Genomic DNA, 15319 nt, shown 5'->3' with positions numbered 1-15319 from the left:
AATGATAGTATCTATAATAACCTAATCTTGAAACTGCCTTAAAAATTTTTTCAAATTCCTTGCAGCTTGACGAATCCTATTTTCATTTTCAATAAGCGCAATACGCACATAATTATCCCCGTGGTTGCCAAATCCAATCCCGGGACTAACCGCAATTTTTGCCTCTTGTAAAAGCCTTGTAGAAAACTCCATACTCCCTAAATGCCTCACACATTCTGGAATCTCTGCCCAAATAAACATACTTGCTCTTGGCATTTTCATTTTCCAACCAGCTGCCCCAAAGCTCTCTATTAAGACTTCCATACGATTTTGATACTTCCTAGCAATTTCTTGCACACACTCTTGATTACCATTTAAAGCAACCGTAGCAGCAACTTGAATAGGCGTATAAATCCCATAATCTAACCAGCTCTTAATTTTTTGCAAAGCCCCAATTAACTTAGTATTTCCTACCATACAACCCACTCTCCAACCCGCCATATTATAACTTTTAGAAAGCGTATATCCTTCAACGGCAACATCTAAAGCACCCTCTACTTCAAAAATAGATGGAGCTACATAGCCATTAAAGCTTAAATCCGCATAGGCAATATCATTAATGATGTAAAAACGCTCTTTTTTGGCTAAAGCCACGAGCCTTTCATAAAAACTTTTATAAACAACTATAGTAGTAGGATTATGGGGAAAATTGGTTACAACGAACTTTGGCTTTGGCATAGTATTATGCAAGGCTTCCTCTAAAGATTTAAAATACTCCTCCTCTAAGAGTTCATAATCCTCATTCCATTTTAAACCAAAAGTGCTAACATTTGCCCCTGCTAAAATAAAAGCATAATAATGAATAGGATAGGTAGGCTCTGCAACAATTGCGGTATCTCCGGGGTTGGTAATAGCTTGCACCAAATGTGCATAACCCTCCTTAGAACCCATTGAAACACAAACTTGACTTTCAGGATCAAGCTCTATGCCATATTTGCGGTTATAAGTATCTGCAATGGCTACTCGTAGTTTATAAATTCCCTTACTAGCAGAATAGCCATGATTTTTTGGTTTTCTTGCAGCTTCACAAAGCTTATCAACAATAAAATCTGGAGTAGCACCATCTGGATTCCCCATACTAAAATCAATAACATCTTCACCAGCTTGTCGCATTTTTAACTTAATTTCATTAATTACTGCAAAAACATATTTAGGAAGCCTCTTAATGCGTTCAAATTCTATTTCATCAAACATTTCGCCTCTCCTTATCTTAATTTAATTCTACCATCAAACCGCTCTTTATTGTAAGGGGCAGGTAAATATCACTTATCTTGATAAAAACTGCATTTTTAGGGATTTTAACTTTTATTGCTTGCACAGCTTTTTCTTGAAGAAATATTTCTAAAACCCTTAGATTAGAATCAAAAAAAACAATTTTAGGATACCATAAAATACCATTGCTAGAAACTACTTCTAAAGTATTACCTTGGGATACTTGATACCAATACTCTCCAGATAAATTGGCTTGCTCCTTTTCTTCATTAGGGTTTAGCAAGATCGCCTTTGGGTATTGAAAATTACTCTCTTTGATTTCATAAACCCATTGATTAAGACTTTGCTTTTCAATCTTTAAAGCCATATAACCATACTCTTTCAAACGTTCTTGCAATAAAATAGGATCAATGGCATATTCTGTATTCATAGAAAGAACAAACTTATAAGAGTAATTATCAAGCACACTCTGCTTAACAAAAAAATAATAATACCCCATTGTGCCTAAAATATCATACAAAGCACTCGTAAAAGCCATAGGATTCCCTGCAATTTCAAAAGATACTTCAAGCTCCATAGGAGAAGCAAAGGCTAATTTTAATAATCCATTTTGTTTTAAAACTTGAGAAATCTTATAAATATTAGGATTCCCTACCTCATCCATAAATTCTAAAGGATTTTTAAAAAGTCTTTGGATTAATTTCTGATTGATCTTATAATCTTGCACTCCAAGCAAAGAAATAATTTGATAATCAACACTTTTAGGATTGGCAAAAAGAATCCCAACGCCTAGTAATAAGGTTAAAATAACTTTTATTACCACCCTATGCCTCCATTGTATTGTTTATATTGTGCGTTATTAATTTCACTAAAATTCCCCTCATCATCAACATAAAATCGCATCTTGTCGGCTAAATGATATTGTAAAATTTCTTGGTTGTTATCAATCTCTAGCATTCCATGCCCAGTAATAATAGTTTGTGGTCTTGTTATATCGATCTCTAAAGACTTATCAGTTATTAGGGAGGTTTTTTGTTTAGTATCTAAATAAATAATTCCCACCCATACACTAGAGAGTGGTTTAATTTCTACTTTTTTAAAAGATGGAGTTTCTTCATTAGCGTGCATTTCTTCATCTAAAAAAACAGAGGTGGGTAAATCCTCATCATTTGCTTCTAAGGGAGATTGTGCTATTTCTGATTGCGTATTACTTTCATCAAGAATGCTAGAATCTACTAGTGCTATATTCTCTCCATTATTATCCAATAAAGCATTTTCAATATTTACTTCTTGAGAGAAAATAAAATTAGAATAAATATAAATTCCAATGCCTATTATTAACAAAATCAAGGCAATAATAAACCAAGATTTTATCGGATTATTTGGTGCAACAGCCTCATGTGCGATTTTAATATTAATAGCCTTAGTTAATTCCTCCTCTTGATGAATTTCATTTTCCCAAAATCCTTTATAATCCTCAACCCATTTTTGTAATTGCACATTATATTCTCTCTCTAAAATCTTAATAAGACCTGTAGTAGTCGCCCTATCTTTTAAATTTTCAAAATTTAAATTTAGAATATCCTCAATCTTGCCTAATGCCATATGTGTATTTTTAGCAATCTCCCTAGCACCAATTTGTTTGAGCTTATCCAATTCTTCCATTTATCATCCTATCTATTAAAATCGCACCTGCTGTGCCTACATTTAATGAATCAAATTCTCTTTCCATAGAAATCGTTAAAATAAAATCCATTTTAGCAATAATCCTCTTAGAAAGCCCTTGATTTTCACTCCCCAAAAATAAAGCCTTTTTATGAGCTACATTCACAACTTCATTACTGCCTTGCATATCTGCTCCATAAAGCGTAAAACCTGCTTGTTTTAGCTCATTAGCAACATCTAAGGGATTATGCACGACACAAAAAGGCATTTGCAAAAACGCTCCCGAACTTGCCCTTAATACTCCTTCTTGTTTGAGACTTTTAATACCACAAATCACGATACAATCTACACCTAAAGCATAGGAGACTCTAATAATAGACCCAATATTCCCTACATCACTAACCCCACATAAGACAACAATAAAATTCATTGTCTTAATAAGTGTAAAATCCACAGGCTCTAAAGGGTTAATCTCCAATAAACACCCTTGATGATTCCCCCCTTTAGCTAACGCTTGTGCCTTTTTAGCATCTAATCTAATAATAGGTTTATTCACACTTTTTAATAAAGCAAAGAAACTTTTATCTATCTCTTTAGCCAAATAAATATTTTGGATACTATGGGGAGATTTTAACACTATCAATCTTGCAACTTGTTTCCCATAAACTACCATACTATAATGTCTCTCTCCATAAATTCCCATAAATTTCTTTGATACTCTTATTTGTCATTTTTGCTAGAATCTTAGCCTTAATTTTAGGGGGAATATCTAAGGAATAAACCTCTTCTTGTGTTAAATGCTTAGTATCTTCACTCATATTAGGCTTAATAACCATTACCCACTCCCCCTTAATAGTTTTTGTTTGAAAACTTTTATAGATCTCTTGTATCCGACCACAAAAAATATCCTGATATTTCTTACTCAATTCCTTGCCTAAAAACACTTCTAAATATGGGTTAATTGTATATAAAATCTCCAAAGTTTCTAAAAGTCTATGCGGAGATTCATAAAACACAAGAGGATAAAGGCTTTTTAAAACCTTAGAGAAAAATTCCATTTTTTCTTTTTTTTTATGCGGAGGGAATCCCAAAAAACTAAACTCTTTTTGCACTAACCCACTAAAGGCAACTCCTAAAGTTAAAGCACTCACACCACCTAAGACATCATAAGGAATAGAGTTTTGTTGTAAAAACTTCACAAGCTCTACACCCGGGTCACTAATACAAGGCATTCCAGCATCACATAAAAAAGCGATATTTTGGTCAAAAAACTCTAAAGGAGTATTCTGTAAAAATACTAATTGATTATGGCTATGAAAAGAAAAATATTGATAGGTTAAAGCATCTTTTAAAAGATTCTGCTCTTTTAAAAGGGCAATAAGTTTTTTAGTAACCCTTGTATCCTCACACAATAAAACCTTACAAGATTGCAAAACCCTCAAAGTGCGTAAAGTAATATCCTCTAAATTCCCTATGGGAGTTGGGATAAAAGTTACCATAGCCAATAAGGCTTATTTAAGATTATATCTTTGTTTAAACTTCTCTACTCTTCCAGCAGTATCTACAACTTTATCAGATCCTGTATAAAAAGGATGGCAAAAAGAGGAAATATCAATTCTTAATTCACTCTTAGTGCTCATCACTTCAATTTCTTTTCCGCTTGTAACACAAGTAACTTTGCAAGGGATATATTCGGGATGGATTCCTTTTTTCATACAACTAACCTTCTTGAAAAAATTTTAAAATAAAAGCCCCTATTCTACTTCAAAAATCATTACAGAACTTTTAAATTTTATTCTTTTATAGCCTTATTCTTGCTACAATCCTTATTTAAACTTAAAGATTGGAGTTAAAAATGCCTATTACACCTCGCACACTTAGTGGGTTTAAAGATAGACTCCCCAAAGAAGCCTATGCAAAATCACAAATGCTAAAAAGCATTATTCATAGTTTTGAAAAATTTGGTTTCTCCCCGATTGAAACGCCCCATTTAGAATATGCAGAAATCCTAACAAAACAGGGAAGTGATGAAATACAAAAGGAAATGTATCGCTTCAAAGACCACGGGAATCGTGAAGTTGCTTTAAGGTTTGATTTAACACTCCCTCTAGCACGTTTTATTGCACAATACAAAAATATATTAGGCTTACCCTTCAAACGTTATTGCATAGGCAATGTGTTTCGCGGAGAGAGAGCACAAAAAGGACGTTATAGAGAATTTACACAATGTGATTTTGATTTTATTGGCACTACAAGTATTGGTAGTGATTTAGAGATATTAGAAGTTATCTACCAAACACTAAAAGAGCTAAAAATACAAAACTTCACGATTTATATCAATCACCGCAAGATCTTTAATGGATTATGTGAATACTTAGAAGCTAAAGAATATGTCAATGATATTTTACGCATTATTGATAAAATAGATAAAATAGGCAAAGAAGCTGTTGAGCGTGAATTAAAGCAAAGCACCCCTTTAGGTCAAGAGCAAATCCATATTCTCCTTAATTTTATTTCCAAAAAACAAACTTCTAATGCTACTAGCTTATTACAAGACATACAATCTTATAAATCTCTAAACTCTCAATTAAAAGAAGGGATTGAAGAGCTAGAATCCCTGTGCCCTCTGCTCTCTTTAGTTATACCCGAAAATTTTTATGCGATTAATTTATCCATCGCACGAGGACTTGGGTACTATACGGGCATTATTTATGAAACCATTCTTAAAGATTTACCCTCCTTGGGTTCAGTTTGCTCTGGAGGGAGATATGACAAACTCACACAAAATTTTACCCAAGAAGAATTAAGCGGAGTAGGGGCAAGCATAGGGCTTGATAGATTATTAAGCGGATTAGAAGAACTAAAGCTTATAGATTCTAAAGATACTCCTGCTAATTTACTCATTATTCCTTTATATACTCTAAATTATGCCTATGAAAGCGCAAAAGAATTAAGAGAGCTAGGATTAAAAGTAGAAGTTTATCCAGAAATCACCAAAGCCAAAAAGGCTTTTGCGTATGCTAATAATAAAAATTATCAATGGGTAATGGTTTTAGGGGAAGAGGAGCAAAAAGAACAAAGTTATTCTTTAAAAAATATGCAAAGTGGGCTCCAAGAAAAATACGCATCCCTTCAAAGTGTTTATGAAAAACTCTATCAACTGCCTTAAACTTTATAAAGTAGCAAACAACCCAAACCTGCCACAATGCTTATCCCTGCGGTAAGAAAAAAACTCTAAAGAACAACAAGTGCAATGAGGGCTAATAGTAATATTTTTATCTTGCACACCTTCTTGTTGGAATTGCTCTTTTAATACTGCTAATAAATCTAAATAGATTTTATTGCCTTTAATCACTTTTCCTTTCAATAGACTCTCATCTCTAAAAACTTCCTCCCCTACTTCATAGCAACATACTCGAATAGAGGGTCCAACATATACAAAAATATTTTCTATACAACTTTGGTATTGCTCTTTAAAAACTCTTAATCCCTCTAACACAATACCCCTTTCTATACCTACTCTACCAGCGTGAAGCATTATTAAAACTTGCCTTTTACGATCAAAGAGTAAAATAGGATTACAATCTGCAACCATAATCATTCCTACAATACCCTTTTTGTTTATTAAAATCCCATCCCCATCCCCTAATAATCCTCCTTTATTAGCCCTTATAATACTAGAGCCGTGAATTTGGTTTAAATAAGCTAAATTTTTAAGGGTATAACCCATCTCTAAAGAATTTTTGCGATTTTCTAAAATTTTCTCTTGGGTATTATTCCCTGCATGAAAAGCAATATTAATATGTGAGGGGCTAAACCAAAACTTCACAATCAACTCCCCTTAGCTACTCATTACTCCCTAGTTCCCCATTTAATAGAATATTTTTCATAATTTTGCATAATCATACAAACACCTTTAGAAATATCCAATAATGGGTCTGGAGATAGATTAATTTTTATTTTTAGCTCTTCTTCTAAAAACTCTTTCAATCCATCAATAAGTGCCATTCCACCCGTAAGAATCGCTCCATCTTCTATTAAATCTGGAGCAATTTGGGGAGGTGCTTTGTTAATAGATTCTAAAACCACTTCTTTTATTTTATAGATTCCATTTAATACAATATCTTTTAGCTCATTAAGGTTTAATTCATAAGAAAAAGGCATTCCATTCATTAAATCTTTAACAGCAACATTAATAACAGGATTATCTCCAAAAACATTAATCTGCCGCTTAATATTCTCAGCCATTTCCTTACTAATGCCAATGTTTTTATTATATCTACAATATTCTACCAAAGCATAATCAATAAAATCTCCAGCCTCCTTTGTAAAAGAACTTGTAATAAGCCCACCTAAGGATATAATACTAGTCTCTACCAATCCTCCTCCAACATCTATAACCAACCTAACGCGTGAAGTGCTAATATCAAGCCCAGCACCCACGCTTGCACTAAAAGGATCTTCAATTAAAAGCACCTCTTTAGCTCCAGCTAACATCGTTGCTTCGTGTAAGGAATGTCTTTCTACTTGAGTAAGATTTTGGGGAATACTAATCCCAACTCTTGGGGCTAAAGAACCTTTTTTTGCCGATTCAATTATTGTATTCATAAAAATAGTTGTAGTTTTAAAATCACTCACTGCACCGTGAAGTAAAGGATTTATAACCTTAATATTACTAGGATTACGACCTAACATTTTTTTAGCTTGATTACCCATACAAATAACACGTGGGGATTCGTATTTATCCTCTAAAGCAATACAAGTTGCCTCACAAAAAATCACTTTATCTAAGGAGTTTCTAACCACTGTATTAACCGTCCCTAAATCCACCGCAATATCATTCCTGCCAAAAAAAGCCATAAAGTCTCACAAACTTAAAAATTTTTCACATAATACCAAAACAAAGATAAAATAATATAGAAAATTTATGGTTGCATAATTTAGAACTTTGCTATAATAACACCTTTTATAAGGATTTTAAAAATGATTTTATTTAGTATTTATGCACTCTTTTTTACCTTACCCAAAATAACGCTTTCTATCTTACAATTAAACTTTTTGCAATCTAAACAGCACCAACAACCCTACATTTTAGATTCACAATCTTTTAAAAAAGCTGCACAATATTCCATCATAAAAGAAAAAATTTCGCTTATTTCTAGTATCTTTGATTTAATAATCTTTGGGTGTTGGATATTTTTTGGGTTAGCCTTTCTAGAATCCTTACTTCCTTTTAACGCTCTTATACAAAGTGTTATATTCCTTTTGATATTCCTTATCCTACAAAGTCTCTTATCCCTACCCTTTGAAGCCTACCAAAAACTCATAGTCGATAAAACATTTGGTTTTTGCAAAGGAGAGATAAAACTCTTTATAAATGATACCCTAAAATCTCTCTTGCTCTTAATCTTAATAGGCGGAATCTTCTTAAGCATTTCTAGCTGGATTATTTTAAATATCCCATTATGGGAAATTTATATCTTTATTATTGTTGCTATTTTTATCATAGGGGCTAATCTTTTCTACCCTACATTCATCGCACCCCTTTTTAACAAATTCACACCTTTAGATAATCCAAATTTACAACTTGCCATCCAAAACCTTCTTCATCAAGTAGGCTTTCAATCTAATGGCGTTTTTGTTATGGACGCTTCTAAAAGAGACGGTCGGCTAAATGCTTATTTTGGGGGTTTAGGGAATACAAAAAGAGTGATTTTATTTGATACGCTTTTAGAAAAAATTCCTCAAAATTCCCTCCTTGCTGTTTTAGGACACGAATTAGGGCATTTTAAACATTTTGATGTTTATAAAATGATGATTTTAATACTTAGCTTTTTTGCACTTTTGCTCTTTATTATTGCGAATTTACCCCAAACCCTTTTCTTAGAGGCAAATATCCTACCAAGCCCCCATTCATTAATCGCATTTTTGATTCTCCTAAGCTCTCCTATTGGGTTTTATTTTACCCCCATTATCAGTTATTTTAGTTGCAAAAATGAATTTAATGCCGACAAATTTGGTGCAAGCTTAACAAGTAATGAAGATTTAGCACAAGCCCTTTTGGTGCTTGTTAAAGAAAATAACGCCTTTCCCCTCTCTCACCCTTTATATATCAAATTCTACTACACACATCCTCCCTTAATGCAAAGACTTAAAGCACTCCATTGTGAGCATTTAGCACTTACTTCTTAAATGACCATACAAGAAGCTATTGCCTTTGGAGCAAAAAAACTCCATTTATTAGAGCGTCCAATCTTAGAATCAGAGATTCTTCTAGCCTTTGTCTTAAATAAACCTAGAATCTATCTGCATTCGCATAGTTTTGAAACAATTAATCCTTTTCACCAAGAATATTTCAAACAATTAATTTTGCGGAGGGAGAGTTTTGAACCCATTGAATACATTCTTGAAAAAGTAAGCTTTTATCATCAAGAATTTTATATTTCTAAGGGTGCTTTAATCCCAAGACCCGAGACAGAGATTCTTGTCGATATGGCTTCACATATCATTCAAAGCAAAAATTGTCAAAACATCGCTGAAATTGGGGTTGGAAGTGGAATTATTAGCATTACCTTAGCACTTTTACATAAAAGTAAGCCTTTAGAATTTCACGCTAGTGATATTTCCCCAGAAGCCCTTTTTAATGCTTATGTCAATACCAAAAAATTTAATTGCTCTAATATTACCTTATACAATAGTGCATTTTTAGACTTTAATAGCTATAAGCACTTTGATTTACTGCTCTCTAATCCTCCCTATATTCAAAACAAAACAATCCTACCCAAACCTTTATCTTTTGAACCCCAACAAGCACTTTTTGGAGGAAATAGAGGAGATGAGATACTCCATAAAATTATTGCTATAGCAAAAGTTAGGAATATCCCTTATGTTATTTGTGAAATGGGGCATAATCAAAGAAATAGCATTCTAGCTTTCACAAAGAATCTTTCTGTAAAAACACTAGAATTTTATCAAGACTTAAGCGGATTAGATAGAGGGTTTATTATAGAGTTTTAGCAATTAAAATAAAATCTATATTTTAAACCTTGATTCTACTTATTTTAACAAATTGCTTGATGCCCAAGCATCAAATCACTTAGGTGAGGGTTAATGCTATTTTCATAAAGCATTATTGAATTTGTTTAATGAAAGCTTCTTTATTAATCCTCTCCCTAACTTCGCCTAAATGATTTTGAGCTTCTTGTCTATTATTAAATGGACCAATAAGTAAGCGATTAGTATTACCGGCTTTTTGCATACGATATTTTAAATTTGCCTCTTTAATCACACTTAAAACTTGTTGATTAGGAGAACCTTTAAAGGCACCAACTTGAATATAAAAGCCTTGTATTGCTTCACCACCTTGCAATTGTGTATCATTGGTTTGAATATTTTTAGAGGTATTTGCAGATGTCTCCTCTGGTTTAGTAGGACTTCTAGGAGGCGTTGGATCTTGTGGCTTTTCTATTTTAGGAGGCGTTGGATCTTGTGGTGGATTTTGTGGAAGTGGAGGTAAAACCTGTTGTTCTTTTTGTTGGGCTTTAATTTGATCAATAATTCTTTGAAATTGCTCATCAGAATTAGTAGTTTGTTGTTGAATTGGGACTTGACCAAAATCTTGAGATATTCTTGTAGTTTGTTGCACTGCTGATCTTTCAATATTCTCTAAAGGTTTTTGGGTTTCAATGTTTTGTGGCTTATTTTTCGTATCACTTTGCAATATATAAACAATAAAAACCACAATAGCAAAAATAATAATACCAATGGCTACTAATAAAATAGCCTTCTTGCTTTGACTTTCTTTATTCTCCTCATCCTCTAAATCCGTAAGCAATAAATCATCAAGCTCTAATTCTTTTTTTTCTTGTTTTTCTTGTTTTAATTCTGTCATTTTTAATCCTTTTACATATGTCTAGACCAAGAGGCTCCACGCTCTTTATTATAAACGTTATAAGGAATCACCAAAATATTGAAATTTTTGGGAATATCAATAGAGGGAAACATTTTCCATTCTATTGGCATTTTTTGTGCCAACTTTGCACTTAAGATTTTAGCTAATTGACAAGCTTCTTGAAAGGTTGTATGTCCTTTATGCACATATAAATGCAAATGCCCTGAAGTTTTTGTTTCATAGGCAGTAAAATTGATAAACCCCTCTTCTCTTAGCATTAATTGTGCTTTATGCCAAAATCTCTCTGGATTAGATCCATTATAATCAAATACAATATTTTCTACCTTATCACTTGCACTTACCAATGAATGGGCTATAGTAATCTCTTTTCTAAAATGGCTTTGAAGCAAATTTCTTGTTAGGGGCTCCTCTACTTTCTCAAATTTATCATAAAAAATTCGTCCATTATAATGTATTTTCTCTCCAACACCTTTTTTATGTATCCAATAATGCGAGGTTATCATCTTAATTAACTTCAAATCCAAATCAGTTATCATTTACTTCGCTCCTTTTTTACACGCTTAATTTAGAAAATTGCCTTAGTGTAAATTGGAAATTTTATCGCAAGTTCCTTTAATTCACTTTTTATTAATGCTTGTTTTTGCGTATTTTTAATATCATCTAAGACATCGGCAATTTTATTTGCTACAATTACAAATTCCTTTTCCTTAAAGCCCCTAGCACTTAAAGCAGGACTTCCAATCCTAACACCACTAGTAACAAAAGGACTTCGTATCTCTCCAGGAACAGCATTTTTATTAACCGTAATTCCAGCATTTCCCAAAGCTAAATCCGCATCTTTACCGCTAAACTCTTTATCCAATAAAGATAATAAAACTAAATGATTATCAGTGCCATCGCTAACGACCTTATAACCTCTTTGCATTAAAACTTCTGCTAAAGTTTTTGCATTAAGTTTGACTGCTTTAGCATACTCCTTCCAAGTAGGTTTTAAATTTTCCATAAAACCAACCGCTTTCCCTGCAATAACATGCATTAAAGGACCACCTTGCATTCCTGGAAACACCGCTTTATCAATTTTTTTAGCATATTCCTCATTATTGGTAAGTATTAATCCACCTCTAGGTCCTCTTAAAGTCTTATGTGTTGTGGTAGTAACAATATCTGCATAAGGGAATGGATTAGGATATTCTCCTGCTACAACCAATCCAGCGACATGAGCAATATCAGCCATTAAAATCACACCAACATTTTTTGCAATTTCACTTAATCGTTTAAAATCTAAAACCCTTGAATAAGCACTAAAGCCGCAAACAAGAATATTTGGCTTCACGACTTTTGCAATTTCTTCTACTTTATCATAATTAATCCAACCATCAAGCTCTACACCATAAGAGAAACTTTGATACATCTGCCCAGTAATACTTACTTTTGCACCATGGGTTAAATGCCCACCGTGGCTTAAATCCATCCCTAAAATCTTATCATAAGGTTTTAAGAGTGCAGAATACACAGCACCATTAGCTTGGGAACCAGAATGCGGTTGGACATTAGCAAATTCACAACCAAAAAGCTTTTTAGCCCGATTAATCGCTAATTCCTCTATCTTATCAACAAACTCACAACCTCCATAATAACGTTTATAGGGATAACCCTCTGCGTATTTATTAGTAAGTATGCTACCCATAGCCTCCATAACACTAGGAAAAGTAAAGTTTTCACTTGCAATCATCTCTAAGTGGGTATTTTGTCGATCTAATTCTTGTTGTATATAATTAAAAACTTCAAAATCATTCTCTTCTAAAAAATAGCTCATTATTACTCCTTTGTTTGAATTTCTTTTTTTTGAGGTTTGAGAGCTGGGAATAAAATCACATCTTTAATATTTGGCTGATTAGTTAATAACATCACAAGCCTATCAATCCCTATCCCTGCTCCAGCAGTTGGTGGCATACCATAGCAGAGGGCATTAATATAATCTTCATCCATATATTGTGCCTCCTCATCACCTGCTTCTTTAGCCTTAACCTGTGCTTCAAAACGTTTATATTGTTCTAGGGGATCGTTTAGCTCACTAAATCCATTAGCAATTTCGCTCCCTCCAATAAATAATTCAAATCTATCAGCAATATTAGGATTTTCATCATTAGCCCTTGCTAAAGGGCTAATAGCAATAGGAAACTCTGTAATAAAAGTGGGATTAATCAACTGATGCTCAACAAAAGCATCAAAAGCCTCACTTTGTAATTTGCCTAACTCCATTTTAGTTTCTAAAGGAATATTATTTTTTAATAAATAGGCATATAACTTCTCTTCATCTAAAACTATATCACTAGGAATTCCACCAATTTCAATAAGGGCATTAGTATAACTAATAGTTTGGAAGTTTTGAAAATTAATATTATGATGATTAAAGTTTAAAACTTTTGGTAGCTTTAAAATTTCAAGCAAAATATTAAACAATTCTTGGATTAATACCATCAAATCCTTATAATCCTTATACGCCCAATAAAATTCAATCATAGTAAATTCGGGATTATGGGAATGATCCATTCCCTCATTCCTAAAATTACGATTAATTTCAAAAACTGCTTCAAATCCCCCAACAACTAATCGTTTCAAATATAATTCTGGAGCGATTCGCAAATAACGTTCTACATTAAGAGCATTATGATAAGTAACAAAAGGTTTTGCATTAGCTCCACCGGGTATTGGGTGCATCATAGGTGTTTCTACCTCTAAAAAACCTTTTTCCTCAAAAAAATGCCGCACACAAGATACTATTTGGGAACGCATTACAAAGCTATCCCTAACCTCTTTATTCATAATTAAATCTAAATATCTTTGACGATACCGCAATTCAATATCTACAAGTCCGTGATATTTTTCAGGCAAAGGATTAATGGCTTTGGCAAGAAAATAAAGCTCTAGAGTATGCAAACTTAATTCACCCGTTTTAGTTACAAAGGGAAACCCTCTTAAAGCTACAATATCACCAACTTCAATATTCTTTTTAAAAGTCTCAAACATTGCATCAAGCTCATTTTTAGATAAATACGCCTGTAAGATTCCTTGCATATCTTCTATCTTAATAAAAGCTGCTTTACCCATTAAGCGGATAAATTTAATCCTCCCAGCTACTTGCACACTTTGAGTAGTATCTTTTTTCTCTCCCTCAGCCATAGTTTGAACATATTGAAATTGTTGCAAAAAAGTATTGCTAGTCATCTCTTTAGCAATGCCATTACCATAAGGATTAATCCCTAACTCTCTTAGTTGTTGGGCTTTTTGCATCCTTTGTGCTTTATAAATATCATCCCTAAACAATACCGCTCCTTTACTCATTTAAGCCATTAGTAGTTGTTGATGAATCTAAACTTTCTGTTTCTTGCAAATCATGAAGCTTGATAATAACTGAACCTGTGCTCATCATTGCGGGATAAAGGAAACTATTATGCGTATATTGATCCATAAAGACTTTCACTAATGTAATACTAGAGAGAGCGTAAAAAATAATAGCTAAAACAATAAAAATTTTTAATCCCCCAAAACAAAATCCCAAAATACGATTAAGAACGCCAAAATGAGTATTTTTAACAAGTTTTTGCAAAATTTTACTTAAAATTAATACCCCCACCCAAATAAGAACCAATAAGACTAAAAAACCAATCAATGAAATGGCGGAAGGATTTTCAAAGGTATAAACATTTGAACTAATCCATTGACCCACTTCTTTAGAATATGAAGAACCAACATATACACCAACTACAATACCCAATAAACCAGAAATCTCTCTTATAAAGCCATTAATGATGCCTCTTATAGCAAGAAGTATTACCAAAGCGCCAATTATCAAATCAAAATAACTAAAATCCGCCATTAGCTTTAACCTTTTATTTAGCAAATAAAAAGTATATTTTACACAAAACAAACCTAAAAAAGGCATAATGCAAGAAATTTTAGAAATATTTTTAAGGAATTTTTATGGCAGCAAAAGAACATAGTTTTGATATTTCAGCAAAAATAGAAATGCAAGAGCTTAAAAATGCTCTTGAACAAGCAAAAAAAGAAATTAATAATCGATTTGATTTTAAAGATGATAAAACCAAAGAATTACATCTCAATGAAAAAACCAAAGTCTTGAGCATTTTAGCAATCAGTGAAAATAAAGCAAAAGCCATTAAAGATATTTTAGATTCTAAGCTTATTAAACGCAATCTCTCTTTAAAAGTCTTAAAAGAAACCTCTAAAGAAAATGCAAGTGGAGGTAATACAAAAATCACTTACCAAATCAATGATATTTTAGATGATAAGAGTATAAAAACGCTCACCAATGCGATAAAAAATCAGAAATTCAAAGTCCAAACACAAATTCAAGGGAGTGAAATTCGCATAAAATCTAAAGATATTGATGAATTACAAAAAGTTATCTCGCACCTTAAAACTTTAGAATTAGAAATTGCACTTTGTTTTAATAATTTTTCTTAAAAA

Annotated in this window: 17 protein-coding genes; 4 read left to right on the top strand and 13 right to left on the bottom strand. The window is 32.7% G+C overall.

Annotation, left to right across the window (positions count from 1 at the left end; genetic code table 11):
• Positions 1–21 precede the first annotated feature (21 nt).
• From CDV25_RS09045 to rpmE, 6 genes are read right to left on the bottom strand one after another with little or no spacing between them, the layout of a single operon-like run.
• A complete protein-coding gene (locus CDV25_RS09045) occupies positions 22–1233 on the bottom strand; it encodes an LL-diaminopimelate aminotransferase (RefSeq protein ID WP_108911661.1) in 1212 nt (403 codons plus the stop codon).
• A 16-nt stretch (positions 1234–1249) separates the two neighbouring features.
• On the bottom strand, positions 1250–2074 hold the full coding sequence (locus CDV25_RS09040) for a hypothetical protein (RefSeq protein WP_108911660.1): 825 nt from the start codon (positions 2072–2074) through the stop codon (positions 1250–1252).
• Complete coding sequence (locus tag CDV25_RS09035) at positions 2068–2916, bottom strand: hypothetical protein (RefSeq protein WP_108911659.1); 849 nt, start codon at positions 2914–2916, stop codon at positions 2068–2070. Before CDV25_RS09035 ends, CDV25_RS09040 begins: the two co-directional genes overlap by 7 nt.
• Complete coding sequence (gene rlmB / locus CDV25_RS09030) at positions 2900–3589, bottom strand: 23S rRNA (guanosine(2251)-2'-O)-methyltransferase RlmB (RefSeq protein WP_108911872.1); 690 nt, start codon at positions 3587–3589, stop codon at positions 2900–2902. Before rlmB ends, CDV25_RS09035 begins: the two co-directional genes overlap by 17 nt.
• A 1-nt stretch (position 3590) precedes the next feature.
• Positions 3591–4415 carry a 16S rRNA (cytidine(1402)-2'-O)-methyltransferase gene (gene rsmI / locus CDV25_RS09025; RefSeq protein ID WP_108911658.1) on the bottom strand — a complete coding sequence of 275 codons (825 nt, stop codon included), beginning with the start codon at positions 4413–4415 and terminating at the stop codon, positions 3591–3593.
• 12 nt (positions 4416–4427) lie between these two features.
• Positions 4428–4631: a 50S ribosomal protein L31 gene (rpmE, locus tag CDV25_RS09020; RefSeq protein ID WP_034555328.1), complete on the bottom strand. Its 204-nt coding sequence runs from the start codon at positions 4629–4631 to the stop codon at positions 4428–4430.
• A 140-nt stretch (positions 4632–4771) separates the two neighbouring features.
• On the opposite strand from rpmE, the gene hisS reads away from it, so the two are divergent.
• On the top strand, positions 4772–6085 hold the full coding sequence (gene hisS, locus CDV25_RS09015) for a histidine--tRNA ligase (protein ID WP_108911657.1): 1314 nt from the start codon (positions 4772–4774) through the stop codon (positions 6083–6085).
• Between the two features lie 3 nt (positions 6086–6088).
• On the opposite strand, the gene CDV25_RS09010 is transcribed toward hisS, so the two are convergent.
• Together CDV25_RS09010 and CDV25_RS09005 are read right to left on the bottom strand one after the other, a co-directional pair.
• Positions 6089–6745: a purine nucleoside phosphorylase YfiH/LACC1 family protein gene (locus CDV25_RS09010; RefSeq protein ID WP_239056360.1), complete on the bottom strand. Its 657-nt coding sequence runs from the start codon at positions 6743–6745 to the stop codon at positions 6089–6091.
• Between the two features lie 23 nt (positions 6746–6768).
• Positions 6769–7776: a rod shape-determining protein gene (locus CDV25_RS09005; protein ID WP_108911655.1), complete on the bottom strand. Its 1008-nt coding sequence runs from the start codon at positions 7774–7776 to the stop codon at positions 6769–6771.
• Between the two features lie 123 nt (positions 7777–7899).
• Here CDV25_RS09005 and CDV25_RS09000 point away from each other — a divergent pair, with 123 nt between their 5' ends.
• Both CDV25_RS09000 and CDV25_RS08995 read left to right on the top strand, forming a co-directional pair.
• Complete coding sequence (locus CDV25_RS09000) at positions 7900–9108, top strand: M48 family metallopeptidase (protein ID WP_108911654.1); 1209 nt, start codon at positions 7900–7902, stop codon at positions 9106–9108.
• Positions 9109–9933: a HemK/PrmC family methyltransferase gene (locus tag CDV25_RS08995; RefSeq protein ID WP_108911653.1), complete on the top strand. Its 825-nt coding sequence runs from the start codon at positions 9109–9111 to the stop codon at positions 9931–9933.
• 112 nt (positions 9934–10045) lie between these two features.
• Here the strand turns inward: CDV25_RS08995 and CDV25_RS08990 are convergent, their stop codons facing one another.
• Genes CDV25_RS08990 through CDV25_RS08970 form a run of 5 tightly spaced genes read right to left on the bottom strand, consistent with a single transcriptional unit; the run spans position 10046 to position 14708 of the window.
• Positions 10046–10807 carry an SPOR domain-containing protein gene (locus tag CDV25_RS08990; protein ID WP_108911652.1) on the bottom strand — a complete coding sequence of 254 codons (762 nt, stop codon included), beginning with the start codon at positions 10805–10807 and terminating at the stop codon, positions 10046–10048.
• Positions 10808–10818: 11 nt separating this feature from the next.
• Complete coding sequence (locus tag CDV25_RS08985) at positions 10819–11364, bottom strand: DUF1882 domain-containing protein (protein ID WP_108911651.1); 546 nt, start codon at positions 11362–11364, stop codon at positions 10819–10821.
• A 29-nt stretch (positions 11365–11393) separates the two neighbouring features.
• Entirely contained in the window at positions 11394–12644 is a 1251-nt protein-coding gene (locus CDV25_RS08980) for a serine hydroxymethyltransferase (RefSeq protein WP_108911650.1), read from the bottom strand.
• Positions 12645–12646: 2 nt separating this feature from the next.
• Positions 12647–14173: a lysine--tRNA ligase gene (gene lysS / locus CDV25_RS08975; RefSeq protein WP_204161845.1), complete on the bottom strand. Its 1527-nt coding sequence runs from the start codon at positions 14171–14173 to the stop codon at positions 12647–12649.
• A complete protein-coding gene (locus CDV25_RS08970) occupies positions 14166–14708 on the bottom strand; it encodes a CvpA family protein (RefSeq protein WP_108911648.1) in 543 nt (180 codons plus the stop codon). Before CDV25_RS08970 ends, lysS begins: the two co-directional genes overlap by 8 nt.
• A 104-nt stretch (positions 14709–14812) precedes the next feature.
• On the opposite strand from CDV25_RS08970, the gene CDV25_RS08965 reads away from it, so the two are divergent.
• Positions 14813–15316, top strand: a complete 504-nt coding sequence (locus CDV25_RS08965; protein ID WP_108911647.1) for a YajQ family cyclic di-GMP-binding protein — start codon at positions 14813–14815, stop codon at positions 15314–15316.
• Positions 15317–15319 lie beyond the last annotated feature (3 nt).

It is taken from the genome of Helicobacter apodemus (assembly GCF_003097575.1).
Lineage (GTDB): Bacteria > Campylobacterota > Campylobacteria > Campylobacterales > Helicobacteraceae > Helicobacter_D > Helicobacter_D apodemus.
This window is presented reverse-complemented; position numbering and strand designations above follow the sequence as displayed.